We start from the raw sequence: 26,354 nt of genomic DNA on the forward strand, positions 1-26,354 counted from the left end.
TTGATTGGAATTAGGTCAGCGTCGCATCGGCCGAGCTGTCATCGGCCAGAAGCTTGGCGTCGGCACCGTCGAAGCAGAGCTCCACCTTGTCGCCAAGGCCGAAACTGTCGCCGGTCAGCGGTGAGCGCACGATCGCCATGGAGCCGTCGGCGAGCCTGACTTCGTATTTCGATCCCGAGCCGAGATAGATGGCTTCCGCGATCGTCCCCGGCAGCCGGTTGGAGGTGCCTGCCGCGTCCTGGCCGGGCCGGCGGATGGCGAGCTTTTCGGGGCGAAGCAACATGACCGGGCTGGCTTCGCCCGCGATCCGGCGCGGCGCAGTCACCGTCTCGCCGACAATGCGCAGCGCCGTGCTCGTGCCGTCGCTTCGCGCCTCTCCGCGCAGCACCGTGGAGTCGCCGATGAAGCGGCCGACGAACAGCGTCGTCGGCTCATCGTAGAGCTCGCGGCCGGTGCCGACCTGCTCGATGCGCCCGCGATGGAACACGGCGATGCGGTCCGACAGGACCAGCGCCTCTTCCTGGTCGTGCGTCACATAGACGAAGGTCGTGCCGAGCTCGCGATGGATGCGCTTGATCTCGAGCTGCAGCCATTCGCGCAGCTTCTTGTCGAGCGCGCCGAGCGGCTCGTCCATCAGCAAAAGTGGCGGATCGAAGACGATGGCGCGGGCCAGCGCCACGCGCTGCTGCTGGCCGCCTGACAGCTCACTGGGATAGCGATGCGCGAAGTCGCCCATCTTGACCATATCGAGCGCCCTGGCCACGCGCGCCTTTCGCTCTGCCTGATCGACGCCACGCAGCGTCAGCGGATAGGCGACGTTGCGGCCGACGCTCATATGCGGGAACAGCGCGTAGTGCTGGAAGACGACGCCGATATTGCGCTTGTGCGCCGGCACGCCGACGACGTTCCTGCCACCGACCAGCAGCTTGCCGCTCGTCAGATCGGTGAAGCCGGCCACGACATTCAGCGTCGTGGTCTTGCCGGAACCGCTCGGGCCGAGCAGCGTCATGAACTCGCCGGGCTCGATGCGTAGCGACACGCCGTCCAGCGCCTTGAAGCCGCCATAGGCCTTGCTGATCGATTCGAGATCGATCGCCGCGCCCTTGCTCTCCTGTCCCGGCTTCATTGGGATCCTTTCCGCTCGCGGCCAAGAAGAAGCATGCCGCCGCCGATCAGGATCGTGGTGGCGAAAAGCAGGATGGTGCCGACGGCGGCGACGGTCGGGTCGGCGTCGCGGGTGATGGAAGAAAATATCTGCACGGGCAAGGTCTTGAGATAGGGGTTGGTGATGAACAGCGACACGACGATCTCGTCGAAGGAGGTGGCGAAGGCGAAGAGCAGGCCGGACAGGATGCCGGGCAGGATCAGCGGCAGCGTCACCGTGCGGAACGCGGTCAGCGCACCCGCGCCGAGGCTCGCCGCCGCCGTCTCGAGGCGCCTGTCGAACACTTCGAGGCTGGCCGAGACCGCGATCAGCACGAAGGGAAGCGCAAGGATGGTGTGGGCCAGCACAAAGCCGGTCAGCGTTCCGACGAGATGGGCGTCGAGATAGACCGCGTAGATTCCGATGGCCAGCACAACGCCGGGGACCACCATGGGCGTCAGCATGAGCATGCGCAGGAGGTTGGCCGGCCGCGCTTTCATGCGGTCGAGGCCGAAGGCGGCAAGCGTGCCGAGCACTGTCGCCAGCACCGCCACGATCGAGGCGACCTTCACCGAGTTCAGGAAGCTCGACATCCAGTCGGGGTTGGTGAAGAAGTTCTGGTACCATTGCCAGGAGAAGCCCTGCGGCGGGAAGGCGAGGGACTTGTTCTCGTTGAACGACATAGGCACCACGACCAGCGTCGGCGCGACAAGCCATATCGCCACCAGCAGGCAGACGAGGCCGAGGATGACGCGTGTGAGCGGCTTCATTTCCATCAGCGCCGCCCCGCTTCCCGATAGCGTGAGCGCATCACCGGGGCCGCCAGCGCCAGGAGCACGAAGGTGGTGACCAAAAGCACCACGCCCATGGCACCGCCGCGGCCCCATTGCAAAAGGCTCAGCACCTGGGTCTGCACCAGGGTCGACAGCATGGTCGAGCGCGGTCCGCCGAGCAGTGCCGGCGTGATGTAGAAGCCCAGCGCCAGGATGAAGACGATGATCGCGCCGGCATAGACGCCCGGCAGCGACAGCGGCAGGTACACCGTGAAGAACGCGCGCGAAGGCCGGGCGCCCAGGCTTTGCGCCGCCCGCATCAGCCTGAGGTCGATACCTTTCATCACCGAGTAGAGCGGCAGGATCATGAAGGGCAACAGCACCTGCGCCATGCCGATGACCACGCCGGTCTGGGTGCGGATGAGACGGATGCCGTCGAACCCGGCCGCGCGCAGCAGCGAATTGATGACACCCGAATCCTGCAGCAGGATCACCCATGAGAGCGTGCGCACGACCCCGCTCACCCAGAACGGGATCAGGACGCAAAGCACCAGGACAAGCCGCACGCGCGGCCCGACGGCGGTCATCAGATAGGCATAAGGATAGGCGCAGACCACACAGACGACCGTAACCCACGCCGAGATGGCAAAGGTGCGCTGGAGCACCGTGAGATTGACGGCCGCGCCGAAGAACCAGAGGTAATTCTGCACGCCCCATTGGGGCTCCGCGAGGCTGCGCACCATGATGGTGAGCAGCGGATAGCCGATAACGGCTGCCAGCAGGATCAGCGCCGGCAGCGTGAGCGCGAACGGCCGCGATACCCAACCCCGTTTCGGGACGGAAGGCGTTGTCGGTTCGACCGCGCTCACGGGCCTTGCCTCCGTCAGTTGGTCAGTTGCCGGCCATCAGTGCCGACCACTTTTCCTGCGCCACCGCAAAGTTCGGAACCCAGAACTTGAAGTTCTGCTTGTAGCCCTGCTTCTGGCGCTCCGGCGTGTTGGTCAGGAAGGCGGAGACGGAAGCGTCGACCTTGGGCTGCGCGTCGCTGTTGATCGGCGTGTAGGAGGTCTGCTCCGCCAGGACCTCCTGTGCGTGCTTGCCGAGATAGGCATTGAGCAGCGCGTAGGATGCATCCGTATCCTTGACGCCGACCGGGATCGTCATCTGGTCCATCACCACCAGCCAATCCTGCCAGGCCGGCGCGTATTTGGCGCCGTTCTTGACCGCGGTCATGGCGCGGCCCGTCCACATCATCAGCATGTCGGCCTCGCCGGATTCGGCGAGCTGCTGCGATTCAGCTCCCGTCTTCCAGAAAATGGTATCGGGGCCGAGCTTGCGGACCACATCGATGGCCTTGTCGATATCGGCCACCGTCATCGCCTTCGGATCGCCGCCGGCAACCTTGAACGCCTGTTCCAGCAAGCCGCCCGTCGGGCTGCCGGAGCCGTCGATTCCGCGCACGCCCGGGAACTTTGCCGTGTCGAAGAAGTCGGCCCAGCTCTTGGGCGGATTATCCTTGTACTTCTCCTTGTTGTACATCAGCACGACGCCATAGTTCATCGCCGGCACCGAGCATTCGCCAACCTGGCCTTCCGGGATTTTCGAGACGTCGAGCTTCGTCAGATCCAGCTTCTGGAACAGCTTGCCGCAATAGACGTAAGGCGGCAGATCGTCGGTATCGACAACGTCCCAGGTGACATTGCCGGACTCGACCTGCGCCTGCAGCTTGGCGATCTCGGTCGGACCGTCATTGAGCAGCTTGACGCCGGACTTGTCGAGGAACTCCTTCAGCGCCGCGGCCTGGCCGTCCTGGTAGATGCCGCCATAGGAGACGAACGTCAGGGTCTTGCCCTTCAGCGATCCCTCCTTGACCTCGCCCGCCACCGGCTTCTCCTGCGCGAACGCTGCGCTTGCCAGCACGCCAAGCGCCATCACGGCGCTGAGATACAAAGCTTTCGTTTTCTGCATGATTGTCATTCTCCCATTGATGCCCGCATTGGATTGGACCTACCTGGCCGCGAGCGGTTTCCAGGCCGTGTATTGATCGAGCTCGGCGCGCACCGAGGTCGGCGGCGCGATGATCCACATCACTTCGGCTCGGCCACTGCCGATGTTCTCCGAGCGATGCGGTGTCGAAGTCGTGTATTCGATGCTGTCGCCCTCCTCGAGGACGTGACGGGCGTCGCCGAGCGAGACCTCGATGACCCCGCGCAGCACGACGAGCATCTCGTGCGCGTCGCCATGGGTGTAGCGATCGGGCCCGGTCGAGCCGCCAATGTCGAATTCCCCGACATAGACCTCCATGTCGCTCAGCGGCGGGCGAGACAGCAGCATCTTGCGGCAGCCATCGCTGGGCGGCAGGCTCGGTCGCTCGCTTCGCCTCAGAACGCCATGGTTTTGCGCCGTGCTTTCCTCGAACAGCATGGCGACGCTGACGCCGAGCGCCGAAGCCATCTGGTTGAGCGAGGCGGTGCTGGCCCCTGTCAGGCCGCGTTCGAGCTGGCTGATGAAACTGGCGCTCGTCCCGGTTGCTTCCGCAAGCTCCCGCAAGGACAGCCTGCGGACGAGGCGAAGGCTCTTGAGGCGCATGCCCAGCACTTGGTGGGCGTGCGTCGCGGCCGGTGTCTCGCCAATTTTCGCCGAAGCCTTGTCCGACCCCTTGCTCATGCCGTCTCCTCACCGCACTTAACAAGCTGTACAGTGCCACTGTACAGCTGACAAGCCATGCATGGGCGCCAGCACGGCGCCACCTGCTGGGCCAGGCTGCAAGTCGCAAGGGTCACGTGAGTAAGCCGCGCCGCCGATTGGCAAGGGGGGCGCCTAGGGAGAAGCCTTATCCTTCGCCCGACAGGTCCCGGCGCGCCTTTTCGAGTTCCTCGGCATAGCGCCGCATCAGATGGCCCTCGGTCAGCAGACCGAGCACGATGTGGTCGGTGAAATCCTCGACGACGGCCAGTTCCTCGGCGCCGGCGCGCTGGAATGTCTCGGCGGCGGCCTGCACGTTCATGCTGGGCACCAGGACGGCATCCTTGTACTGGGCGAGATCGCGCACCGGCACCTCGCCGCCGGCGGGATCGCTGTGCAGTTCGGCCACGATCAGCACGCCGACATATTGGTCGCCCGGATCGACGGCGATGACGCGCTGCGCCGAACCCAGCGGGATCTGCTTGCGGAAGTCGGCCAGCGTCGTCGCGGCATCGATGGTCTTGATGTCCTTGCGCATCATCGAGCCGACGGTCAGGCTGCGCATCCAGCCGACATCGTGGGCGCTGCGGATCGTCTCGCCGCGCAGATGGAAGCGCCATGTCGAGAACGAATAGCCGAAGGTTTCGCGCACCAGGATCGCCGCCATGATCGAGGCGGCCAGCACGACGCCGGTGAGCGTCAGGTCGCGGGTCGATTCCAGGGCCAGGAAGGTCATCGTCAGCGGGCCGCCGACGACACCGACGGCAAGCGAGGTCATGCCGACGACGGCGGCAACCGAAGGGTCGATGCCGGTCGCCGGCGAGACCAGCGCCATCACACCGGCGAATGCCTTGCCAAGCAGCGCACCGAGGAACAGCGAGGCGAAGAACAGGCCGCCGCGAAAGCCCGAGCCCAGCGAGATGGCTGACGCCGCCAATTTCAGCACGAAGACGCTGGCCACCACGGTCAGCCCATAGTTCATCGCGAATTCGCGGTGCAGCGCGCCATGGCCGCTGGACAGGACCTGCGGCGTGATCAGCCCCAGCAGGCCGACGATGACACCGCCGACGGGACGCAGCGAGGCATCGACCGACAGCCTGTTGAAACCGCGCTCGATCAGCGTCACCAGCTGCATGATGGCGATCGAGGCCGCGCCGCCCAGCAGCCCGAGCAGCAGGAACGGCACATACTGGCTGGGGGTCAGCTGCGGCAGCCCCGAAAGCTCCAGCGGAAACGGCACGCCGCCGAACATTTCCGCCGTCAGCGAGGCCGAGATCGCGGCCGTCATGACAGGCGCGACATTGGCGACCGAGTAGATGCCGATGACCAGTTCGAAGCCATAGAAGGCGCCGGTCAGCGGCGCGTCGAAGGCGGCGGCGATGGCCCCCGCCGCACCGCAGCCGACGAGGATGCGGACATCGTTGCGGCGCAGCCTGAAGATGCGCGCCAGCCGCGACGCCAGGCCGGAGCCGACCTGCGTGTAGCCGGCTTCCAGGCCGACCGAAGCGCCGAAGCCGCTGGAGATCATCGTCTGGCCGGCGATGATGAAGGTGTCGGTCAGCGACATGCGACCGCCATAGAGCGCGTTGGCCTCGATCGGATCGACGGGTGTGCGGAATTTCCGCAGCCGCAGCCATATCACCGTCAGGCCGAGCAGGGCGCCGCCGACCGGCGGGATCAGCGCCTGCATGGGATTGGCGAGCGAGAACATGCCGGAAAGCCGGCCGCCGGGCTGAACGCCGAACAACAACCCGTGCAGATCCTGCACGATCTGGCTCATCGCGGTGACCAGTATACCCGCCATGACGCCGACGGCGCCCGCCAGCATGACCACTGCGATGCCGCGCGCTTCCAGCAGCGGAATTGACCTCAGAAGCACCGCACGCAGCCGGCGGGCGTAGACTTGTGGCTGGTTTCTGGAAAGCACCGGGCGGCTCGCCGATATCAAAAGGGACGTGGAAGGCTGATACGCCTGGGGATACCGTATGGCAACCGCGATGCCGGCTTCCCGATGCCAGGATCGCTTTCGAACAGTCCGGAGGCTTCCTTTGATCAACCCCGAGCCAAAAGGCAAAAGTGAATTGGGCATCTGAAATCGTACACCGGGTTCGCGGCAACGGCCCCTCCTCCCGCTCGCCTGCGAAATCGACGCAAGGCCTGAAAAGTGGTATTTTGGCCCGTCTCTATTTCCCTCCAGGAGGAGAACATGATTGCGCGGGGATTGTTTTCATTGGCTGCTTGCACGATTTTTTTGAGCTCGTCTGCAATGAGCCATTCAGGCATAGACATGCCAGGTAAGTTGAGTATTTCATACCCTATGTCTCCTTTTGCGGGAGGCAATCCGGAAAAACAGAGCCGGCCCGCAGAAGAACTTCTTAAGACCGCACAGCAGGATGTCTGCTGTCCTGGCGGTTATCCTTGGTACCGTAATTCAACGAACACGTGTTACGGCAGCTATGAAGATTGCCACGATACCGATGGCGGAGGTTGGTCCTGCAGGCAGGTCAACGCCTGCTAGGCGATAAGAGATTGGCCGGTGAGCAAGCGAGTTTGATTGCAGATCATATTGATGCCTCCCAATTCAGGCAGGCAAACGGAAGTCCGCGCGCCAACCCAGCTCCTCGACCGCCTTATGCGTCGAGACCGCCGGGTTGGGTTCCGCCACGTTGAAGACGCCAGGCGCCCCCTTGTCGAGCGCGAGCAGCGCGGCATAGGCGGCGGCATCGACATGCACCGGCGATGCGCCGGCGGCCGTATCGGTTCCCGTTCCCGGCCCATAGAGCTGGCCATATCGCAGCACGACACCGGCGAATGGCGCCTTGAGAACGGCCTTTTCCAAGGCGATGACGCCACTGACGCTGATCCTGCGATTGCCACTCGCGCCGCCATCCAGAGGGTCGGCTTCGCCATGCGGCTCCGAGCCCGGCGCATAGGCCCAGGCGATGCTTTGCGCCACCATGCGCCGGACACCCGACGCGAGGGCGGCCGCGACCAGATTGCGCGTGCCTTCGTCGCGGATGCGGGCATTGCGCACGACCGCCTCGCCCATCCGGCTCGGATCCAGCCCTGGCGGCAGGTCGGTCAGCTGATGGACGACGATGTCGGGCTGGGCGGCGAGCATGGCGCGCGACAGTGTCTCGGCATCGAAGACGTCCACGACCACCGGCCCGACTCCGAGAGCCCGCAATGTCGCGGCCTTGTCGGCATTGCGCGTGGTGCCCGTTACCTGATGGCCAGCGGCCAGAAGTTGCGGGATCAGTCGCTGGCCGATGGCGCCGGAGGCACCGGCAAGAAAGATTCGATGACCCATCGTCAGGCACTCCGCATTGTCTTAATATCAGTGCACGAACAATATATAAGAGCTCTTACATTATGCGCAAGCCGAATCCCCTCACATCGATACCCGCCCCCGGCGAAGGCAAACGCGGCGAGGAAGGCTATCTCGGCCATCTCCTGCGCCAGGCCGCCGGCGCGCATCGGCTCAGAATGGACCGGGCGCTGGGCGATCTCGGCGTGACGCAGCCGCAATTTGCCACGCTGACCATGCTTGCGGCCTATCCCGGCCTCTCCAATGCCGATCTGGCCCGGCTGGCGCTGCTCACCCCGCAAACGCTCAGCGTCATCGTCGCCAATCTCGAACGGGCCGGCGCGCTGGTGCGCAAACCGCATGCCTTTCACGGCCGCATCCAGCACATCGATCTCAGCGACAGCGGTCGCGCATTGCTGCACGCCTGCCGCCAGCGCGTGCGGGCGGTCGAGAGCGAGCTGACGCAGGGGTTGTCGGAAGCGGAAGAACGCGCCGTCAGGCGCTGGCTGGTCGGCGTCGCCATGGCCGCAACAGCCGAGTCCTGATTATTCCCGGTTGCTGACCAGCCGGGTATCGATCGATCAGGTGGGCGTGGGCTCACCGGCCTCGTAGAGCACAAGGTTGCGCTCGCCAATGCCCAGCGCCGGCCAGTTCGCGCGCCACTGTGCGATATGCGGCGAGCGGAAATGCGCATCGAGCGCGGCCCTGTCGCGCCACACCTCGGTAACCCGGATCAACCCCGCATCGAGCACATCCCGCGCGTAGGAATACTCAAGGCAGCCATCCTCGGCGCGGCTGCCCGAGATCATGCGCTCCATCGCCGGCCTTGCCTCCTCCAGCTTTCCCGCAGGCAAGCGGATGGTGCCGATGATGAGAAGCATGGGTCTTCCTCCTTGCGGGATCGCCGAGGTGGCCACTCTCCCACCCTCGCGCAAGCTTGGCCAGCTACCCTCGCCGGGCTGTCCCATGCGCGGCAGTCTATGGTTCGAGGACTTATATGGCGATCAGCGAAAGCATCCAGCCCGGCGCGGTGGCCAAGAACGGCCGCGACATCTTCTTCGCGCTCGGCATCGTCATCATCCTGGCCGTGCTGTTCCTGCCGATCCCAGCCTTCCTCATCGATATCGGCCTGGCCTTCTCGATCGCGCTTTCGGTGCTGATCCTGATGGTAGCGCTGTGGATCCAGCGGCCGCTCGACTTCTCCTCGTTCCCGACCGTGCTGCTCATCGCCACGATGCTGCGGCTATCCCTCAACATCGCCACCACGCGCATGATCCTGTCGCATGGCAATGAGGGCACGCACGCCGCAGGCTATGTCATTGCCGGCTTCTCCAAGCTGGTGATGGCCAGCGACTTCGTCATCGGCCTCATCGTCTTCATGATCCTGATCGTGGTGAACTTCATCGTCATCACCAAGGGCGCCACGCGTATCGCCGAAGTCGGCGCCCGCTTCACCCTCGACGCCATTCCCGGCAAGCAGATGTCGATCGACGCCGACCTTTCCGCCGGCATGATCGACGACAAGACCGCGCAATTGCGCCGCCGCGAACTGGAAGAAGAAAGCTCTTTCTTCGGCTCGATGGACGGCGCCTCGAAATTCGTGCGCGGCGACGCCATCGCCGGCCTCATCATCACCGCCATCAACATCGTCGGCGGTATCGCTATCGGCTACATCAGGCACGGCATGGGCATGGGCGAGGCCGCCGACGTGTTCATCAAGCTGTCGGTCGGCGATGGTCTCGTCACCCAGATCCCGGCGCTGATCGTTTCGCTGGCCGCCGGCCTGCTGGTTTCCAAGGGCGGCACCCGCGGCTCGACCAACCAGGCCGTGTTCGGCCAGCTCGGCGCCCATCCGCGCGCGCTTTACGTGGCGGCGGCGCTGCTGGTTTTGCTCGGCCTGATGCCCGGCCTGCCGCTGTTCCCCTTCTTTGCGCTGGCCGCCGGCATGGCCGGCCTCGGCTACGTCATCCCGATGCGCGCCAACCGCGTCCTCGCCGAGGCCGAGGCGCTGAAGACCCAGGAAAAGGCATCCAAGGCCGAGGAAGAGAAGAACTCGGTCAAGGCCTCGCTCGCCACCGCAGAGATCGAACTGCTGATCGGCAAGCAGCTGTCGACTAGGCTGCTCGTGTCGCATCAGGAGCTGGTTTTCCGCATGGCCAAGATGCGCAAGAAATTCGCCCAGCAATACGGCTTCGTCGTGCCGGAAGTGCGCGTTGCCGACGATTTCGCCATCCCGCCGAAGAGCTATCAGATCAAGGTGCATGGCACCGTCGTCGCCGAATATTCGATGCGCGTCGGTGAGATCATGGTTCTGCTCGGCAGCCGCGAAGTTCCCGAAATCCCCGGCGAAGAGATCCGCGAGCCGGCCTTCGGCATGCGTGCCTATTCCGTCATGGAAACTTTCGCCGAGGATTTGAAGCGCGAGAACTACACCTTCGCCGACAACATGTCGGTGCTGCTCACCCATCTCTCGGAAGTCATCCGCAACAACCTGCCGCAGCTTCTGTCCTACAAGGACATGAAGGCGCTGCTCGAGCGCCAGGACCAGGAATACCGCAAGCTCGCCGACGAGATCTGCACCACGCACATCTCCTATCCCGGCCTGCAGGCGGTGCTGAAGCTGCTGCTCGCCGAACGCGTCTCGATCCGCAATCTGCATCTGATCATCGAGGCCATCGCCGAGATCGCGCCGCATGTGCGCCGCACCGAGCAGATCGTCGAGCACGTCCGCATCCGCATGGCCCAGCAGATCTGCGGCGATCTTTCGGAAGGCGGCGTGCTCAAGGTGCTGCGCCTCGGCAACCGCTGGGACCTCGCCTTCCACCAGAGCCTCAAGCGCGACGCCAAGGGCGAGGTGCGCGAGTTCGACATCGATCCGCGCCAGCTCGAGGAATTCGGCCAGGACGCCACCAGGGCGATCAAGAAATTCCTCGAGGCCGGCGAGCGCTTCGTTCTCGTCACGGCGCCCGACGCCCGCCCCTACGTGCGCATGATCATCGAGCGGCTGTTCACCACGCTGCCGGTGCTCTCCCATGTCGAAATCGCCAAGGGCGTCGAGATCAGGGTGCTCGGGACCATATCGTGAGCGTTCTCTCGCAGAGCGTCGTCATCGCGGCGTTCCTCGCCTTCTGCCGCATCGGCGCCTGCTTCATGCTGATGCCGGGCCTGTCCAGTGCCCGCGTGCCGGTGCAGGTCAGGCTGTTCGTGGCGGTTGCCGCCACCGGCGGGCTGCTTGCCTTCCTGTGGGACCGCATCATTCCCTTCGTCGATCCGCGCCCGCAGATCCTGGTGCCGATGATCATCTCGGAACTCCTGGTCGGCGGGCTTATCGGCGCCATGACCAGGCTCTACATGGAAGCGCTGCGCTTCATGGGCTCGGCCATCGCCATGCTGATCGGCTATGGCGGCTCGGGCGGGCCGGCGATCGAGGAACCGGAACCGCAGGCAGCCCTTGCCGCCATCATCTCGTTCTCGGCGCTGTTGATGCTGTTCGTCTTCGACTTCGACCACGAAATCGTCCGTGCCCTGGTGGCCTCCTACACGGTCGCGCCGGTCAACGTCTTCTTCAACCCGCAGGCGGCGCTAGTCGACATCACCGACACCGTGTCGGACACCTTCTTCCTGGTCATCCGCCTCGGCAGCCCCTTCGTCGCCTATGCCATTCTGGTCAATCTGACGATCGGCTTCGTCAACAAGCTGACCCCGCAGATCCCGATCTATTTCATTTCCCAGCCCTTCGTCATCGCCGGCGGCATGATCATCTTCTATTTCGCCATCGGCACCATGTTGTCGCTGTTCGTCGACGGCTTCGTCGACCTGACTTTGGCGAGGTGAGATGAGCACGCGCAAGGACCGTCTGCGGAAACTGGTCAAGGTGCAGGAGCAACTGAAGGCACTGCACGAGACCCGCCATGCCACTTTCCTAGCTGCGGCAAACGCGGCGGAAGCCGAGGCCAGGGAATTGATCGGCCATTTCGACCAGGATAGTTCGCTCTCCGGCCTGTTCCCCGATCTCTATCACCGGCGCATCGCCCAGGCGGTGGTGCGCCAGGAGAAGAGCCTGGAAAGCGCCAGGCAGGAGGCCGGCCTCATCGCAACGGCAAACGCCCGCACCAACATGGTCGAGCGCGCCTACAAGGACGTTCGCAACCGCGACGAGCGCGAACGCTCCGACCGCGAACGGCTGGATCTGATCGCGCAGAAGCGGAACGAGGAATAGCGGCGGGAATTTGGTTATGGCCCGTCGCGACGCACGTCCTGAACGGCGCGAATGGCAGCCTTGCGCCGCATCCCGGTCATTTGATCGGCTATTGCCGGCCCTCAAAAGCCATGGCGCGTTCGGACCAGCCGACACGCAGCTGCCATGGGGAACACTCAGCCGGGCCACTGGAGTGGGGCGACCCGTTCATGCAGGTCAATCTATTGGGATTGTAGGCATTCCCTGGTTCCACTTTTCAAGCTTTCCCAAGAAGCCCCACGCCGCAAGGCCAAGAAATAACGGCATTGCGAAAGAGCTTAACCCCGTGGCTGGCGTGATATTGGACAGTGCAGTGCCTACCGCAGTCAGATCACCCGACACGCCAGTCGAAGTCGCCAATTTGGAAAGCAGCTGCGTGATGATCGCCCCGCCAATGCCAATCGCCGATTTCTTTCCGTCGAGCAGATTCCCGATCGTCTGACCGAGCGCACCGTTCACTGGGCCTAGCGGCGCATCCTTGGCTTGGCCGGGGAGCAAGATGGCCGAGACCAGGTCGATTGCCCTTCGCAAGCGATCTTGCTGACTACCGCCCTGATTGACTGGCGGGACGGTGTTCGCCACGCGCTGAACTGCGCCTCCCAACGCACTGACAATGTCCGCGAGGTCGCTGTTCACGCCGGCCGTGTTTACATGGACAGGTGCAGGCACCTTGTCCGACCTATCGGTCAACGCGCGAATAGCGGCCTGCAAAGATTCGAGCTTCGCGCGAATATCACTTGCGGCACCATCCGAGCTGGGCTGCAGCTGCCGGTCAATCGCCGCAATCGTGAGGGGATCTGCTAACCCCGTATCGTTCAGTCCGTTTTGTTGCTGAAAGCGCGACAGAGCTGTCCTGGTTAAAGGTCCGCTCCTCCCGTCTTCGACCAATTGCGGGTCTGCCCCGAGAGCGTTCAATGAATGCTGAAGCCAGACAACATCCTTTGCCATCTCATCGTCTGGTTCCAAGCCCGGCGAACCGCCGTTTGAACCGATGCTGATTGTTGGGTCAAGGCTGAGGAGAGCCTTCAAGATCACTGCCGTCCCGACCTGCGTATCCACAAAATTGGGGTCGAAAACATGGTCTTGGACATACTTGCCACCTCGCGCCTCGGGCGGCCCGTACAAGGTGGAACCACCGTAGAGATACGGAGAATTCACCCCTTTTCCGTGGTAGCCAAAGCCATTGAACCCCTCGAGCCTGAACAGAGTTCGCGCAATCCCCCAATCGCTGGCGCCTACAAAGCCCTCCAGCCGCAAAGCGTCCAACGCTCCGTCGACAAAAGCGTTCGGCCCGGTGAATGGCCCACGGCCCTTCGGAACAATGGTGGTACGCTGGCCAAGAGGCTGGCCATTGCCGAGATAAGTGCCGAAATTCAGCGAAGACTCACGGTAGTGACAGACGCCGACAAACCACCATGGAACACCTGTCCGGCTTTCGATCTGAGTATAGATCGTCTTGCCATCCAGAATGCGCTTGGCTTCCTTTTTGACGACGCTGGCTCGGTTGGATCGGATTTCCAGCCTCTCCCAGTTGCGCTCATACCCCTCTTTATATTTATCAAAGAGTCCCATTGCCCATATCCCCTTCGAGTTGTGATTGACCAAATTCGACTACGCTAAACCTCCGCCAAACTGGAAAGCCGTGCACCTTTGTCAGGCGCTGGCAGGGGCGGACGTCTCAAGAATCTCAGCCCTGCTTCGCTCCGCCGAATTGTCGAAGATTGTCACGACATATCCGGTCGTCCCCTGACTTCACCGGCTGCCAAGGACTGGTTGTCACCGGTAGTGAAGCGACGGCCCCATGCCGAGCCCGTAGGAGACCAGATCCTTCAGCCTGAAGCCTGCACCGCTCACAGGCTTCCACAAAGGATCGAGCGACAGGTAGGACCTGCCGTCGCCAAACAGCAATCCGAGGAAGACCTCCGCCACGATCCGGCCGCCCACCGGTCCAAGCTGCGGCGTGGAACGTGTGCCGCCTCCTGTAATCGGGATAGCCATGTTGGTCTTGTTTGCTGCCGCTTCGGCAAGGACATAGGTCCAAAGTGGGCAGTTGTCGGCGAAGGCCTTGCCGTCGCCACCCTTGGCTGTGACGGCATCGATGATCGGGCCTGCGACATCACCGTCCTCGGGAGCGTCCACAGCCTTGCCGATCATGATGTCCGCATCGGCCAGGGGCTCGATGGCCATGGCACGTGCGACGCTCTGGCCGGACGGCAGGCCGAGGAGCCAGCCCCGCAAGAGATTGCGCTCGCCGAGGGAGGCCGGCGGGTCACCGGCCACGGCTTTCGGCAGATCGTGCAGGAAACCGACGAGGGATGTGTCGATCCTGTAGGCAAATTGCAGCCGACGCACGTTGGCAGGATTTCCAGTCTCGGGATCCGATCCGCCTGCGCGCTTGTCAATGTCGATAAATCGACCCCAGTCCAGAGCGCGACCCGGCTTCATCGTCTGGAAGCCGGTAAGCGCCTCCTCATGCGGCTTGCCGGCGCGTGGGAAGATCGGCAGCAGCTTGTCGTCGTTCAGCCGATAACCGGGCCTTACCATCGAATGGCCAAGCCTGTAGGCGGCGACCGAAAACTCAACTGGCATGAACGGCAGGTTGCGCCAGTGATAGTACCGCAATCGCTTTTGATCGAAGCGGCCGTCCGTCTTGAGTGCGTCAAGGATCGATTGCGAAACGATCCTGGCGAGGAAGTCGTTCACGACAACATACTGGTAGTGGAAGCGGACGAGCTGCTGGACCGCTTCAAAATCCAGGCCCGGATTGTCATCGACCATCCGGTTGTGCATGTTGAGCATCAGCCCTTGCAGTTGCGACACCAGACTGTTTTCATCGTTGCGGGGGTCGCCGATGATGGCTCGTCCGGCGAAGCGCGGCAGATCGTGTCCGGGCTGGCCACCGGCTCCTGTCATTGCATCGCCGTGGCGGAAGCGGCCTTCTTTCGTATACATGTAAGGCTGGTCGGCTGGACCCCGGCCATAGACATTATCCAGATTAAAGCTCGGCGTGCGGAAATCCACGAGCCCATCGGGATCCAGTGATCTACGCAAGGTGCTGACGGGATCGAATGTGATGTCGTGATCAACGAACTGGCCAAAATAGGTATAGAGGGCAGGAATCCCGCTTTCCTCGGCATCGAGCCCATCTTTCGGCTCCTCAATGTCAGCAGACATGGCGGCGCCGAGCGCCTTGAGGTTGCGCCGGTTGTCCTGGTCGTTTGCCCCGAACGTTGCGGGTGCCAGATTTCGGAACATGCGGCCGAAGCGGCCTTCGAACAACGGCGATCGTGTCGCATCAATGCCACGGGGCGGGGTGCCATGTGCTGCCATTTTTGATCTCCTGTCTTGTCGAATTTCTTGATCCGAGGATGGCCTTGTGTCGAAGAAGCCAGTTCGCCCTTCCGAGTGGGCCGCGAGGCACAGACCGGCCCCATCCGGTCATGGCCCCGCGGCACCGCTCCCGGGAGGAAACCCGAAATGGGCCTTGTGTCGAAGAAGCCGCTTCACCCTTCCAAGTGGGCCGCGAGGCACAGACCGGCCCCATCCGGTCATGGCCCCGCGGCGCCGCCCCCGGAGGAAATGAATTGGCGCCGATCTTCCATCGTCTCGTCCGGTTCGGGTCGTCCAGCTCCGGGGCAGTCGAGATGACGTCTCGGAAACAACCATTAGACCAGCTAGCGTGAAATCAGCGTGAGATGACCGTCATCTTCGGCTCTCGCGTCTTTCAGAGTTCGCTTTGCCTTGCCTGCGACGCTTGTTGACCCGATCAAAATCGTAAGGCGAAAGTGGCAGCCAGGGGTAAGAAGGCTTTCTTCAACAGCGAGGATGGTGAATTGACCGCCGCTAATGCGTTTGAACTGGCAGCGCGATTTTGTTCAAAGCCGCAAGATTTGGCACCTGACCAGGCTGCAATGGCACGCGGGTTGCTCACCTCACTTGGGTACTTTGACTTCCGCGATACAGATCCCGACCTGGTGGTGGCCGATAACCGCCAAAGACTACTGTTGGCCGCAGCGAATTTTGGCAATCTGTTCCGCTTGCACGCCCGCTACGCACCGGGGCTGCACTTCTTTGGTGCGCAGGTAAACCGCAGTTGGGGAGATTCGGTCTCACCCACTTCGGCGAGCTTCAGCGGTGTCGGCCTCACACCGGGGCGCGCATTCGAGGCCTGCATCGGCGAGGGCATCGAATATCATAGCGAATGGCAAGTGCCGCACGGGACGACGCACGGCACGCCAGTGGATGGTGTAGGTCATTGGCAGGACGTTCGGCTGGCTGAACACCTCGACGATTTCCAGGTGCAATCCGGTTTCGGTGAAAGTGACCGATGGGTGCCCGTGCGTCGGCTGGACGACGGTCGGCAGGGCTATTTGCCCGAGACACTTTTCATTCGCGGCGCAAACCGAAGCGCCTGGGTAAGCAGTTGCGGATGCGCCGCAGGGATAACCCACGAGGCTGCCCTGACCTCGGCGCTGCTGGAAGCAATCGAGCGCGATGCGGCTGCCGCCTGGTGGCGCAGCAGGCACGGCGGCCGGTTGATCGGACTGGAAGCGCTTGCTGGCGCTGGCGTGCTCGATCTGCTTGCGCGGACAAGGCAGGAGAAGCTCGGCAGATGCACCCAGTTTCTCGACATATCGGGTGAGTTTCCCGCTCCTGTGGTCGCGGCGCTATCCTTCGACGCGGATGGTCGCGCCCTGGCAGTCGGGCTGGCTTGCAGGCTGGACGCGGGCAACGCCCTGAGGGCGGCGCTGCTGGAAATGTGCCAGATGGAACTGGCTCTCGATCTGGCGGCAATGAAACGCGCAGAACAGGGCGTTGAAAGGCTCGACGAGGTCGACCGCCTGCAGGCGGAGCGCACCGAGACCCCTGGCGCAATCGACACCGACCTCGTCTCACACCTGTCCAGTGGCGTGCTGATGCATAAAAATGATGAAAAGGACTTGAATTTCGTATCCTTGGTTGGCGAAATGCTTAAGAAGCAATACCGCATATACGCAGCAGATCTGACCACGCCGATGTTTGACATTCCCGTCGCCAAAGTCTTCGTCCCAGGGCTGCAGCCATTTCCGTCGCCGTTCCAGTCGCGTCGGCTTCGTTCCCTCATTGACCAGGCCGGCCCGAGCGGCCGGGCCGATCTTATGTAGACGGAGGCAGTTGCGGGACAGCGATGATCGGGCACAACTCCCCAACGAGGACTGCGCCGCTGATCAGCGTCACGACGCTTGACAAGGTAGCGCTGAGCCAATTTGGGCGAGACGTCGCCGTGAGAAACCGCAAATCGCGTGCCGTCCTTGCCTATCTTGCGCTGAGCCCCCATGGTTTTGAAACCCGCGAGCGCATCTGCGGCTTGCTCTGGAGTGAATCGGACGAGGCACGAGCGAGGGCCTCGCTTAGGCAAACCGTAGTCGATCTCAAGACCTGCCTGGCTGAAGCTGAAGGGGTCTTCCTCGGAGACCGGCTCAACGTGACGCTGAAGCAGTCGCTCGTCACAGTGGATGTGAGTGAGATCAGGCACGAGCTGAAAGCTGGAAGGATTCCGCCTGTCCTTCTGGAGAGGCAGCGTGTCGCCGAAAGCTTTCTCAATGGCCTGGACGACATCGACCCCTCGTTTCGCAATTGGGTCCTCGTCCAGCGGCAATGCCTTCAGGATGAATTTATCTCGTGTCTGGAAGCGATGGCCAAGGCCGCGGCAGACTGGCCAGCGCTAAAGCGAGCCGGACAAGCCCTGCTCAATCTCGATCCGACCAACGAGATCGGGTGCCGAGCAGTCATGGAAGCGTCGGCTCGGATGGGCGACCAAGCAACGGCCTTGAGGGCCTATAAGGGGCTTTGGGACCTGCTTGAAACAGAGTTCGACAGCGAACCTTCAGCCGCCACGCAGGCCCTGGTCAGTGACATCAAGCTCGGTACGATCGGGGCCACGGACAGGGGGGCGGTAACCGCAATCGCCGCCGAGGCGTTCGGGTCCCAGGCGCAACGGCTGCAAGAGCCCGCCGCCGGCGTGCTGCTGTTCGTGCGGGAATTCGAATTGGTGAGCGGTTCCGTCCGCGCGCGGAACGCCGTGCAAATCTTCCGCAGTGAACTGGTTGCGTCCCTGGTGCGATTCCGCGACTGGGCGGTAATGGAATGGGAAGGGCATCCCCCCCGCTTCACCGAGAATGCCTATTGCATCGAGGCGACCGGATTTATCGACGGGCCGGCATTGCGTCTCAGCATGACGCTTAAGCAGCTTGCATCGGGGCGCTACATCTGGAGCGAGCAGTTCGTCATCGAAAACAGCCAGTGGTACCAGACCCAGCAGAGGCTCATCCGCCGCATCGCCGTCGCGCTGGGTGTCAGCATGTCGTCCGAACGGCTGGTTCAGATTGCCAGCATCCCGGACCTGTCGCTGGAGCAGTTCGACCGCTGGCTGAGGGCGCAGGAACTGATCTTTCAGTGGCGCCCGGAGTCAGAGGAAAGGGCCGAGGCTCTGTTCAGATCAATCATCGCGGAGTCACCGCGGTTCGCTGCCGCCTACGCCGGGTTGGCCGGCATCATCAATTCACGGCATCTGATCTTCCCCGGCATCGGCCGGCGACGCGAACGTCACGCCGAAGCGCTGACGTTTGCCAAGCAGGCGACCCAGATCGATCCGATTGATTCCCGAAGCCAACTGCATCTGGCGTGGTCCTACGCCATGAACGGCATCCCGCAGCAGGCAGCCATCAGCTTCCTTCTGGCCTGCGAACTCAATGGCAACGACCCCTGGACCTTGGTCTCCGCTTCTCTCGGGCTTGCCTATTGCGACGATCGCGAGAACGCGCGGCGTATCGCCACTTTGGCGTTGCAGACCGGACTCGGCGTTTCACGCCTGCAATGGAGCTATCAGGCGGGCGTGCGGTTCCTGCTTGGCGACTATGCTGGTTGCGTCGAAGCGGCCGAGCGCGCCGCCGATAGTGTGTCGTACATTGGCGGCTGGAAAGCTGCGGCGCTCGCTTTGCTCGGCAATGAGCAAGCCGCGCATGAAGAGGCCGACCGATTTTTAGCGCAGCTGAAGACGACGTGGTTTGGACATGAGTCACCGGAGCCGGGCAACGTCGGCACATGGCTCATGGACAGCTTTCCGATCTACAGTCCAGACGCCCTCGAGGCACTGCGCCGAGGGCTAGCCGGGGCCGGCATTGTCGTCAGCCATATGCCTTTGCCAGAGCCCGTTCTATCGGCAGCCCCGAATGGTGTAGTCCGCGATGCGTGAGTAGAAGAAACTGTCGCGGTTGAACGGCACCTTTTCGAGAATGGCATCGAAATAGAATTCCGGAATGCCATAATCGGCCATGCCGCCTTGTTCGGTCTGGAGCTTCTTTTGCGATTGCGTCACTTGATTGTTGGGCGGTAACCGCAGGAAGAAGACGTGGTCGTATCCCTGAACGATCTGGATTTCCTTATAGCGGTCCGGCACGACGACGAGTCCATCGAGTTGGGCCTTGAACTCGGCCAAGTCGCGCGGACGCGTGCTGGGATCCTGTGCCCATTGCACCACCTTGCGGCCGGTCGCCTCGAAGTTAAGGGTTTTGATCGGTTCGGGAAAGGCGTCCAAATTGTCGACGGGGTCAGCCATGTTCAAGCTCCAGGAGTTGTAGGCGGGGTGATGAACCGGGGCCAGGCGTCGCCCAGATTGAGCGCGCTGGCGACGAAAAGGATCAGGTCGGCCATTGTTCGCGGAATGCCAGTGGGAAACAGTCTGGCGACGAGGTCTTGCGTAATTGGGTCGTCTTCGATCATGGCGCGCGAGGCCGCGAATCTCGCCATGAAGACATCCCCTACAATCACCGATCCGATGGTGCCGAAACACAGCCCGTCCTGTTCGATCGCGGCCTCCAACAACAGCCAGAACAGCAACGGCGGATTTTCTGCCAGCTCAGTCGCCTCGGCCGCGGTGAAGGCAACGGTCGATCCTTGAAGCCAGGATCGAATAGCTTGGTGCCGTTTCCCGGCATCGCCGAGTAACGGCGCGGTCGCGAGAGCGGCCTGAGGCAATTGTTCGATCAAGGCATCGAGCCTGAGCAGGCCACCAATGGTTCCTCGGACCAGATCGCTGAACAAAAGTCCCGACGCATTCGGGTCGGGTAGTGCAGCCCTGTCTGCTTCGCTCAACAGCCCCGCTGTGGCGGGGTCAAGTGGCTTTGAATCGGGGCCGACGCACAGGATCGGCATGCTGTAGGCACTCAGCAGCACTTCGTTGACCGTTCCGATACGCCGACTGAACTGCGGCGTCGAGCCGGCGATCTGGAAGAAATGCGACCAATCGGCGATCCAGTGTTCGGAGACCGGGAACCTATGCGGGCGTGATGAAGAGCGGTTGAGCAACACGTTCTCCAACCCTTCGCCTTCCGGATGCTGGTCATTGAAGACATAGGAAAGCCTGACCATGGAATGGCCCAAGCGGTATGCCGCGTGGGAAAACTCAATCGGGATGCCTTGCGGCATGTCGACCAGTGGTCTGAACCCGTTCGCGTTGTAGAGGTCCCATATCGGCTTGGCGATGAGGCGCGGCAGCAAATCATTTTGCACCACATTCCGGTAAATCGCCGTCGTGACGCGGCGTGTCCGGTCGAAAAGATACGCACCTGCCGGCAGTTCAACGTCCTTCTTGGGTATTCCGCCGCCGCCTAGTACACCGGCCACGGCATTGTGCAGGTGCAGGAAAAGCGCCGTCATTTGCGCAATGTTGGCGTTGTCGTCGCTACGCTGGTCTGCGACCAGGACGTCCGTCCGGCCCCTTTCGACCCCATCGCTCAGATCGGCCTGCTGAAAGCGTGGCAAGTCGCGTATGGCAAAGGGACAGGCGCCCGCGGGCATCGCCATGGCGTTCGGTGACGGCGGTGCCATCGGCCCGGTACGCATGAGCGACCTGACGACTTCACCAGGCTTGGCCACGACATACATACCAGGGTTCGAGAACGGTCCTCCGCCGTAAAGCACGTCGAGCAGGAGTGCCTCCTCGCGTTCGTTGCGGCGCTCTGCCTCGTGAGCCGCCAACAAGGGACTGAGCGAGGAATTGCGGATAATGTCGTGTGCGGCGAACTGCGCAAGATAGGTGTATCCTGCCGGAATCCGCTCGTTGATTTTGTTGCCACTTCCGGCGGATGCCACACTCATCCTGCGCAGCAACTTGGCAAACAGGCACTGAGTGGCCCAAGGCGTGTCCAGGCCATGATAGAGCTTGGCTTCGTCCGCGCCGGCAGCATTGCCAAAGTTGCGAAACTGCACCTGACGCGGATCAACAGTGCCGGCGATGCCTTGAACACCGCCCGACACGGCCAGCCCGGCGGTCGTCGTGCCGCGATGAGCGTTCATTCCGGTTCTCCCCGTCCCTTGGACCGTATTCCATACGTGTCGTGAAACCAGCGTGAAATGCTACCAATTTCGCGGCGCGCGAGGAAAGTCGACGGCCCCAATCTGCCGGGTCAGCAATGCGCTGCATGGTCGCCGTCCGCCGATCCCCGCCAAGCCTGGAAGCTGCCGTACTGTACCTTTGAGTGGCGACATAAACAAAGTGCTTCGTGCCCGCTGGTGACCTTGGCCTCGAATCCAAGCTTCGCTAGAGTTCACGACATGCTGAACGCCATTCACCACGTCGCGCTCATCTGCACCGACTACGACCGGTCGCGACGGTTCTACGTCGAACTCCTCGGCCTCGATCTGATCCGGGAGGTCTATCGGGAGGAGCGACAGTCATGGAAGGCCGATTTGCGGATCGGGTCCGTCCAGCTGGAATTGTTCTCCTTCCCCGCCCCAGTGACGAGGCCGTCCTATCCAGAGGCGACAGGCCTGAGGCATCTGGCATTTGCCGTGGCCAATCTTGATCCCGTAATCATGCGCCTGGAAGCCGCCGGCGTCGCCGTTGAGCCAATCCGCATCGACCCGTATACGGATCAACGGTTTACCTTCTTCAGCGACCCGGATGGATTGCCGCTGGAACTCTGCGAAGTCCCATAAGGAACGGTACGCTTTCGCCACCATGCCGGTCGCGGCTGAATGGCTGATTCCGAACGCAAGCGGGGCCGTTATTTCCAGCTAGCGGACGCGGTCTGCCCGCGCCGTTGCATTGGCGCCGCCTCGGGTCGAAAATGCCCCCATGGAAGCAGTCCTATTTCCCAAACTCATGACACCGAGGCTCGTGCTTCGGGCGCCCAGCGAACGGGATATCCCGGCATGGTTTGCGCGCGCGACGGATGTCGAATCCGCCTCCCTCGCCGGTGATCCCATTCCCAGCGACATAAGCGCGGGCGAGCGATGGTTGGCCCGCTCGCGTCAGCGGTTCGCAGACGGCAAGGCGATCCAGTGGTCCATGGACCACGCAGGCGTATCGGACGCGATCGGGACGATAACCCTGACCTTCGGCGCAACCGATGCCAAGGCAGCCGCATTGGGATTTGTGCTGGCGCGCGCGCATTGGGGGCACGGGCTGGGCAGCGAGGCGGCGCGCGAAGTCCTGCGCTACGCCTTTGTAACCCTGGCGCTTGAACAGGTGACGGCCGAGGCGGCGGCGCGCAATTTCGCGTCGCTGCGGATATTTGCGAAGCTCGGCTTCAAGCGTATCGAGAGCTTCATCGATGAGTCCGATGGCGAGCGCTGCGAGCGTTTCGCGCTCGATGCGGATATCGGATCGCCACTGTCGACGAGCAAGGCGACGCCAGACCGCTAGATCCCGTGCTTGCTCAATTCAATTGCAGGTATCCGCGGCCTTAAGCGCTTCGGCACGGGAAGGTTCGTGCAAATCCGCGATCCGGCGAACGGCAGCGTAGAACCTTGGATAGTCGCTGGAACACAAATCGAACAGATGAAGGAATGCCGGAACCTGTTCACCGTAGACGGCAGTCGCGGCGAGCTTTGCATTGTTGATCGGGGCATCGAACCAGGCATCGTATCCCCGGTATCCGGCCCAGCTTTTGTCGCGCATCTGCCGGTAGCGTATTCGCAGCCTATCGATCGCGGCTCCCTTGGCAGCCGCCATCTGCTCAGGGGCGCGGGGACTTCCATAGACCTGCCGCAACTCATCCCGCGTTTCCGCTATCAGTCCGAGAAAATCCGCCTGGCGCTTGCGGTTCGTTTCGTAGCGGCGCAATCCGGCGCGATTGCCGGTAGCTCGGAGCCATTTCCTCACACCGCTGGTTTCGACGGAGACCGCGAAAGCCTCGTTGAACGCGGAGTCGTTGTTCACATAGATTTTCTGATGCGCCAGCTCATGAAAGATAAGGCTGGCGATATAGGTGTCGTCCTGACGCAGCATGGTGCTGAGCAGCGGGTCGCTGAACCAGCCCAGCGTGGAGTAGGCTGTGACGCCCGACACATAAACGTCCAGGCCTTGCAGCTGCAGTTCGGCCGCGCTTTCAGCCGCTGACTTCCGGGAAAAGTAACCCCGGTACGGAACGCAGCCGAACACCGGAAAGCACCATGTTATCGGCGTAAGCGAGAATTGCGGCGCGGCAAAAACGGCAAGGGTCACATCGGCCCGGCCGATGTCGACATAGCTGCGATAGCTGCTGTTGTCGGGCAGCGCCAGTTCTTCCGTGGCAAAGCGGCGTATGGCGCTGGCCGACGTCAATTTGGCGCGCAATGCCTCGGGCGTCGAGGGATCACGGATGAGCCTCCCGACATTTTTCCGCGCGGCCATGATCTGCACGTGGCCCTCCACCGACTGCGCGTAGTAGGAAATGCTGGTGCACCCGGCCAGGCCGGACGCCACGATCGCAGCGGCAAGCATTCGAAGAACGCGCTTCACTGTTTGCCCACCGCTTGCTCATCTCCCATGCAGCAAATGTCTCGATCCCGTTCTCAAACAGGCGCACCAATTCCCGTCAAGATGTACAGGGGCAGCAAGCCGGACTTTCGACGTTGGCAGGGTTGGCGATGCGGCCATTCGCCTACGGCGCGCCGTGCCCCGCTGCCTGTCGTCAACTTGCGGGCAGTTGCGGTCATTCGAGAACGGTGGCGGATGCCCGCTTCCGAACCCGAAGCCGACACCTCATCTCCACCCCACATTCCGCCCCCTTCCCCTCGCGCAAGCCTGCCACAAGCTTGTTGAGGCATGGTCTAGCCAAGGAAAAACCGGTAAAAGGCGGACTTTCTTGGCGATTTCTCCACCCAGCGACATCGTTATGGATGTCGCCCGAGCTGCCGATCCGATGGATATCGAGGCTGCCCGTGCCGCGTTGACCAGGCGCGCGGGTGGCGCGGCCGGTGCCTTTTCGGTCGACACCCCCGGTTCGCTCGATATCGCGGCGTCGGTCGACGCCGGCTCGATTCTGTCGCGCGCCACGGCTGACAAGGCGGCGGCGACGGCCGATCCGGCCAAGAAATTCAAGAAGTTCGAGGCGATGGTCTTGCAGACCTTCATCCAGAACATGCTGCCCAAGGACACAGAGGGCGTCTATGGCACGGGTCTGGCCGGCGACATGTGGAAGTCGCAGCTCGCCGAGCGCGTCGCCGACGTGATGGCCGAGCGCGGCGGCATCGGCATCGCCAAGTCGCTGCTTGCCGACCACTATATGGACGGCAAGCGCATGGTGCCGGTCGGCCCGGTTTCAAACGGACCGGAAAAGACCGAGATCGATCAGCAAACCCGTCTGTCCACCTCGCTCGTCCAGGAATTGCAGCGCAAGGCCGCCAGGTCGATGACCGGCGACGAGACAACCATAAAAACAGACATCAAGATCTAGACTGGGAAACACCATGGCCGATTCTTCCGAATTCACTGCCAACCTGCCGGCGCGCACGACCGCGTCGGAGGCTCCGATCCCGTTCGCGCGGCCCGGAAACCTTGCCGCCATCATCGGCCGCATCGAGGAGGTGGTCGAGGAAGAGACCGCCGGCATCCGCAGCGATACCGGCTATGATCTCAAGGCGTCGAACGCCCGCAAGAGCCGCTATCTCTACGAGCTGACCCGCGCCATGAAGGGCGGCAGCGAAGCCGAGTTCCTCGAACAGCACCGCGAGGGCCTGACCCGGCTGCGCCAGAAACTGGCGAAGAACGAGGCGGCGATCCTGGCGCATCTGAGCGCCGTCAATGAGGTCGCCGGCCTGCTGCGCAGCGCCATCCAGCGCGCCGAAACCGACGGCACCTACTCCGCCGGCGAGTTCGGCCGGATGAAAGGCTAGAGCGCGATGATCTCGGGTTCGGGCTCTGAATGATCAAGATCATCGCCATCGCGGTCTGGGTCTGCGCCGCCACGCTCGGCGCCGTCTTCTATTCGTTCCAGGCAGCCGGTGAACGCGGTGTCGGCGAGAAACCCAAGCCGATGCTGGGCGGGCTGGATTACGTCAAGACCGACGTCATTTCGGTGCCGCTGATCCGCGATTTCAAGATCGGCGGCTATTTCCTGGCCAAGCTCGTCTACACCGTCGAACCGGAGCAGATAAAGAAACTGTCGATTCCGGCCGAAGCGCTCATTACCGACCAGGTCTACAGCTACCTCTACGCCAATCCCCAGATCGACTTCACCAAGAAGGCGACGATCGACCTCGATGCCTTTCGCGCCGCCATCCGCGACACCGTCAATGCCCGCGTCGGCGCGAACCTAGTGCATGAGGTTCTGATCGATCAGGTCAATTTCCTGAGCAAGGACGAGATCCGCGACAACTGGCTACGCCGTCGACAGGAGTCCGACACCGCGGCTGCCGGGACCGCCAAGCCGGCCGAAGCGGACGCGCCGCCAGCCCACTAACCACTGGTGCCCCGACAGCTTACCTGGTGCGGCGATAGGAACCAGCTTCCAGGATTTGCGTTGACGTAAACGTCAACCAGAAGCTATATGCGGCAGCGACCGTGATCGCCAGAGATGCCGCATGGGCTTCGGCCAGACCGAAATGCCCTGCGCGACAGGTGCAACCAGACAGGGAGAACAGCGTGAGCGTTCAGGAGATTGCCGAGAAGATCAAGTCGCGTGTGGCCAGCAGCGGGTTTGATCGTTCCGTGAAGTTCGACACCGGCGGCGACGGCGTCATCGTCATCGACGGCGCAGCCGTCTCGAACACCGATGCCCCCGCCGACTGCACCATCAAGCTCTCGCTCGACGATCTCGATTCGCTGATCGCCGGCGACCTGAACCCGACCATGGCGTTCATGACCGGCAAGATCAAAGTCGAAGGCGACATGACGGTGGCCATGGCGCTCAGCCAGTTGATTGGCTGAACACGCACGATCACCCGATCGTCAATGGATCGCAA

25 protein-coding genes are annotated in these 26,354 nt (G+C 62.6%); 12 read left to right on the plus strand and 13 right to left on the minus strand.

The genetic code is table 11. The annotated features are described in order from the left end of the window. Positions 1–10 precede the first annotated feature (10 nt). The 7 genes from FJ546_RS22945 to FJ546_RS22975 all read right to left on the minus strand — a co-directional run bounded on the left by FJ546_RS22945 (position 11) and on the right by FJ546_RS22975 (position 7,912). Positions 11–1,126: an ABC transporter ATP-binding protein gene (locus tag FJ546_RS22945; RefSeq protein WP_140891417.1), complete on the minus strand. Its 1,116-nt coding sequence runs from the start codon at positions 1,124–1,126 to the stop codon at positions 11–13. Further along, positions 1,123–1,920 (minus strand): ABC transporter permease, encoded by a 798-nt coding sequence (locus tag FJ546_RS22950; RefSeq protein WP_140891418.1) that lies wholly within the window; start codon positions 1,918–1,920, stop codon positions 1,123–1,125. The genes FJ546_RS22945 and FJ546_RS22950 overlap by 4 nt, the downstream gene beginning before the upstream one ends. Next, entirely contained in the window at positions 1,920–2,786 is an 867-nt protein-coding gene (locus tag FJ546_RS22955) for an ABC transporter permease (protein ID WP_140891419.1), read from the minus strand. The genes FJ546_RS22950 and FJ546_RS22955 overlap by 1 nt, the downstream gene beginning before the upstream one ends. Before the next feature lie 22 nt (positions 2,787–2,808). Beyond that, positions 2,809–3,885 (minus strand): PotD/PotF family extracellular solute-binding protein, encoded by a 1,077-nt coding sequence (locus FJ546_RS22960; RefSeq protein ID WP_140891420.1) that lies wholly within the window; start codon positions 3,883–3,885, stop codon positions 2,809–2,811. A 39-nt stretch (positions 3,886–3,924) separates the two neighbouring features. Then, complete coding sequence (locus FJ546_RS22965) at positions 3,925–4,584, minus strand: XRE family transcriptional regulator (protein WP_140891421.1); 660 nt, start codon at positions 4,582–4,584, stop codon at positions 3,925–3,927. A gap of 166 nt (positions 4,585–4,750) precedes the next feature. Further along, positions 4,751–6,529, minus strand: coding sequence for a chloride channel protein (locus tag FJ546_RS22970; RefSeq protein WP_140891422.1), 1,779 nt, complete (start codon positions 6,527–6,529; stop codon positions 4,751–4,753). A 654-nt stretch (positions 6,530–7,183) separates the two neighbouring features. Continuing rightward, the gene (locus tag FJ546_RS22975; protein ID WP_140891423.1) at positions 7,184–7,912 is read right to left on the minus strand and encodes an NAD(P)H-binding protein; all 729 of its coding nucleotides are present in this window, start codon (positions 7,910–7,912) and stop codon (positions 7,184–7,186) included. A gap of 62 nt (positions 7,913–7,974) precedes the next feature. Here FJ546_RS22975 and FJ546_RS22980 point away from each other — a divergent pair, with 62 nt between their 5' ends. Beyond that, positions 7,975–8,454, plus strand: a complete 480-nt coding sequence (locus FJ546_RS22980) for a MarR family transcriptional regulator (RefSeq protein ID WP_140891424.1) — start codon at positions 7,975–7,977, stop codon at positions 8,452–8,454. 36 nt (positions 8,455–8,490) lie between these two features. Here the strand turns inward: FJ546_RS22980 and FJ546_RS22985 are convergent, their stop codons facing one another. Further along, entirely contained in the window at positions 8,491–8,790 is a 300-nt protein-coding gene (locus FJ546_RS22985) for a putative quinol monooxygenase (protein ID WP_140891425.1), read from the minus strand. 116 nt (positions 8,791–8,906) lie between these two features. On the opposite strand from FJ546_RS22985, the gene flhA reads away from it, so the two are divergent. Genes flhA through FJ546_RS23000 form a run of 3 tightly spaced genes read left to right on the plus strand, consistent with a single transcriptional unit; the run spans position 8,907 to position 12,128 of the window. Further along, on the plus strand, positions 8,907–10,994 hold the full coding sequence (flhA, locus tag FJ546_RS22990; protein WP_140891426.1) for a flagellar biosynthesis protein FlhA: 2,088 nt from the start codon (positions 8,907–8,909) through the stop codon (positions 10,992–10,994). Next, on the plus strand, positions 10,991–11,743 hold the full coding sequence (gene fliR / locus FJ546_RS22995) for a flagellar biosynthetic protein FliR (RefSeq protein WP_038649353.1): 753 nt from the start codon (positions 10,991–10,993) through the stop codon (positions 11,741–11,743). The genes flhA and fliR overlap by 4 nt, the downstream gene beginning before the upstream one ends. Before the next feature lies 1 nt (position 11,744). After that, positions 11,745–12,128 carry a hypothetical protein gene (locus FJ546_RS23000; RefSeq protein WP_140891427.1) on the plus strand — a complete coding sequence of 128 codons (384 nt, stop codon included), beginning with the start codon at positions 11,745–11,747 and terminating at the stop codon, positions 12,126–12,128. Between the two features lie 195 nt (positions 12,129–12,323). Here FJ546_RS23000 and FJ546_RS23005 read toward each other — a convergent pair whose 3' ends face one another. Continuing rightward, positions 12,324–13,718: a peptidoglycan-binding protein gene (locus FJ546_RS23005; protein ID WP_140891428.1), complete on the minus strand. Its 1,395-nt coding sequence runs from the start codon at positions 13,716–13,718 to the stop codon at positions 12,324–12,326. A gap of 204 nt (positions 13,719–13,922) precedes the next feature. Then, positions 13,923–15,476, minus strand: coding sequence for a heme peroxidase family protein (locus FJ546_RS23010; RefSeq protein ID WP_181168054.1), 1,554 nt, complete (start codon positions 15,474–15,476; stop codon positions 13,923–13,925). 455 nt (positions 15,477–15,931) lie between these two features. Here FJ546_RS23010 and FJ546_RS23015 point away from each other — a divergent pair, with 455 nt between their 5' ends. Both FJ546_RS23015 and FJ546_RS23020 read left to right on the plus strand, forming a co-directional pair. After that, positions 15,932–17,290: a YcaO-like family protein gene (locus FJ546_RS23015; RefSeq protein WP_246686928.1), complete on the plus strand. Its 1,359-nt coding sequence runs from the start codon at positions 15,932–15,934 to the stop codon at positions 17,288–17,290. 23 nt (positions 17,291–17,313) lie between these two features. Then, positions 17,314–19,380 carry a BTAD domain-containing putative transcriptional regulator gene (locus FJ546_RS23020; protein ID WP_140891429.1) on the plus strand — a complete coding sequence of 689 codons (2,067 nt, stop codon included), beginning with the start codon at positions 17,314–17,316 and terminating at the stop codon, positions 19,378–19,380. Here the strand turns inward: FJ546_RS23020 and FJ546_RS23025 are convergent. Then, positions 19,342–19,743 (minus strand): hypothetical protein, encoded by a 402-nt coding sequence (locus tag FJ546_RS23025; protein WP_140891430.1) that lies wholly within the window; start codon positions 19,741–19,743, stop codon positions 19,342–19,344. The genes FJ546_RS23020 and FJ546_RS23025 overlap by 39 nt on opposite strands. A gap of 2 nt (positions 19,744–19,745) precedes the next feature. Continuing rightward, on the minus strand, positions 19,746–21,482 hold the full coding sequence (locus FJ546_RS23030) for a peroxidase family protein (RefSeq protein WP_140891431.1): 1,737 nt from the start codon (positions 21,480–21,482) through the stop codon (positions 19,746–19,748). Between the two features lie 258 nt (positions 21,483–21,740). On the opposite strand from FJ546_RS23030, the gene FJ546_RS23035 reads away from it, so the two are divergent. Together FJ546_RS23035 and FJ546_RS23040 are read left to right on the plus strand one after the other, a co-directional pair. After that, entirely contained in the window at positions 21,741–22,124 is a 384-nt protein-coding gene (locus FJ546_RS23035; RefSeq protein WP_095786965.1) for a VOC family protein, read from the plus strand. A gap of 139 nt (positions 22,125–22,263) precedes the next feature. Beyond that, positions 22,264–22,833, plus strand: a complete 570-nt coding sequence (locus tag FJ546_RS23040) for a GNAT family N-acetyltransferase (RefSeq protein WP_181168055.1) — start codon at positions 22,264–22,266, stop codon at positions 22,831–22,833. A gap of 18 nt (positions 22,834–22,851) precedes the next feature. On the opposite strand, the gene FJ546_RS23045 is transcribed toward FJ546_RS23040, so the two are convergent. Then, positions 22,852–23,892: an aminopeptidase gene (locus FJ546_RS23045; protein ID WP_140891467.1), complete on the minus strand. Its 1,041-nt coding sequence runs from the start codon at positions 23,890–23,892 to the stop codon at positions 22,852–22,854. Positions 23,893–24,286: 394 nt separating this feature from the next. Here FJ546_RS23045 and FJ546_RS23050 point away from each other — a divergent pair, with 394 nt between their 5' ends. The 4 genes from FJ546_RS23050 to FJ546_RS23065 all read left to right on the plus strand — a co-directional run bounded on the left by FJ546_RS23050 (position 24,287) and on the right by FJ546_RS23065 (position 26,319). Beyond that, complete coding sequence (locus tag FJ546_RS23050) at positions 24,287–24,847, plus strand: rod-binding protein (RefSeq protein WP_140891468.1); 561 nt, start codon at positions 24,287–24,289, stop codon at positions 24,845–24,847. 13 nt (positions 24,848–24,860) lie between these two features. After that, on the plus strand, positions 24,861–25,286 hold the full coding sequence (locus FJ546_RS23055) for a hypothetical protein (protein WP_095786967.1): 426 nt from the start codon (positions 24,861–24,863) through the stop codon (positions 25,284–25,286). Between the two features lie 29 nt (positions 25,287–25,315). Next, a complete protein-coding gene (locus FJ546_RS23060) occupies positions 25,316–25,852 on the plus strand; it encodes a hypothetical protein (RefSeq protein ID WP_140891432.1) in 537 nt (178 codons plus the stop codon). A 182-nt stretch (positions 25,853–26,034) separates the two neighbouring features. Further along, positions 26,035–26,319, plus strand: coding sequence for an SCP2 sterol-binding domain-containing protein (locus FJ546_RS23065; protein ID WP_140891433.1), 285 nt, complete (start codon positions 26,035–26,037; stop codon positions 26,317–26,319). Positions 26,320–26,354: the final 35 nt, after the last annotated feature.

This window comes from Mesorhizobium sp. B2-4-19 (genome assembly GCF_006441315.1).
Lineage (GTDB): Bacteria > Pseudomonadota > Alphaproteobacteria > Rhizobiales > Rhizobiaceae > Mesorhizobium.

Excerpts from the sequence above, each read along its gene's own strand:
- FJ546_RS23050 (WP_140891468.1), top strand. The coding sequence starts at position 24,287 with ATGGATGTCGCCCGAGCTGCCGATCCGATGGATATCGAGGCTGCCCGT.
- flhA (WP_140891426.1), top strand. The coding sequence starts at position 8,907 with ATGGCGATCAGCGAAAGCATCCAGCCCGGCGCGGTGGCCAAGAACGGC.
- FJ546_RS23035 (WP_095786965.1), top strand. The coding sequence starts at position 21,741 with ATGCTGAACGCCATTCACCACGTCGCGCTCATCTGCACCGACTACGAC.
- FJ546_RS22960 (WP_140891420.1), bottom strand. The coding sequence starts at position 3,885 with ATGCAGAAAACGAAAGCTTTGTATCTCAGCGCCGTGATGGCGCTTGGC.
- FJ546_RS22985 (WP_140891425.1), bottom strand. The coding sequence starts at position 8,790 with ATGCTTCTCATCATCGGCACCATCCGCTTGCCTGCGGGAAAGCTGGAG.
- FJ546_RS22950 (WP_140891418.1), bottom strand. The coding sequence starts at position 1,920 with ATGGAAATGAAGCCGCTCACACGCGTCATCCTCGGCCTCGTCTGCCTG.
- FJ546_RS23045 (WP_140891467.1), bottom strand. The coding sequence starts at position 23,892 with ATGCTTGCCGCTGCGATCGTGGCGTCCGGCCTGGCCGGGTGCACCAGC.
- FJ546_RS22975 (WP_140891423.1), bottom strand. The coding sequence starts at position 7,912 with ATGGGTCATCGAATCTTTCTTGCCGGTGCCTCCGGCGCCATCGGCCAG.
- FJ546_RS22965 (WP_140891421.1), bottom strand. The coding sequence starts at position 4,584 with ATGAGCAAGGGGTCGGACAAGGCTTCGGCGAAAATTGGCGAGACACCG.
- FJ546_RS23020 (WP_140891429.1), top strand. The coding sequence starts at position 17,314 with ATGATCGGGCACAACTCCCCAACGAGGACTGCGCCGCTGATCAGCGTC.
- FJ546_RS23060 (WP_140891432.1), top strand. The coding sequence starts at position 25,316 with ATGATCAAGATCATCGCCATCGCGGTCTGGGTCTGCGCCGCCACGCTC.
- FJ546_RS23025 (WP_140891430.1), bottom strand. The coding sequence starts at position 19,743 with ATGGCTGACCCCGTCGACAATTTGGACGCCTTTCCCGAACCGATCAAA.
- FJ546_RS23040 (WP_181168055.1), top strand. The coding sequence starts at position 22,264 with ATGGAAGCAGTCCTATTTCCCAAACTCATGACACCGAGGCTCGTGCTT.
- FJ546_RS23030 (WP_140891431.1), bottom strand. The coding sequence starts at position 21,482 with ATGAACGCTCATCGCGGCACGACGACCGCCGGGCTGGCCGTGTCGGGC.
- FJ546_RS23055 (WP_095786967.1), top strand. The coding sequence starts at position 24,861 with ATGGCCGATTCTTCCGAATTCACTGCCAACCTGCCGGCGCGCACGACC.
- FJ546_RS23005 (WP_140891428.1), bottom strand. The coding sequence starts at position 13,718 with ATGGGACTCTTTGATAAATATAAAGAGGGGTATGAGCGCAACTGGGAG.
- FJ546_RS23000 (WP_140891427.1), top strand. The coding sequence starts at position 11,745 with ATGAGCACGCGCAAGGACCGTCTGCGGAAACTGGTCAAGGTGCAGGAG.
- FJ546_RS23010 (WP_181168054.1), bottom strand. The coding sequence starts at position 15,476 with ATGGCAGCACATGGCACCCCGCCCCGTGGCATTGATGCGACACGATCG.
- FJ546_RS22980 (WP_140891424.1), top strand. The coding sequence starts at position 7,975 with ATGCGCAAGCCGAATCCCCTCACATCGATACCCGCCCCCGGCGAAGGC.
- FJ546_RS22945 (WP_140891417.1), bottom strand. The coding sequence starts at position 1,126 with ATGAAGCCGGGACAGGAGAGCAAGGGCGCGGCGATCGATCTCGAATCG.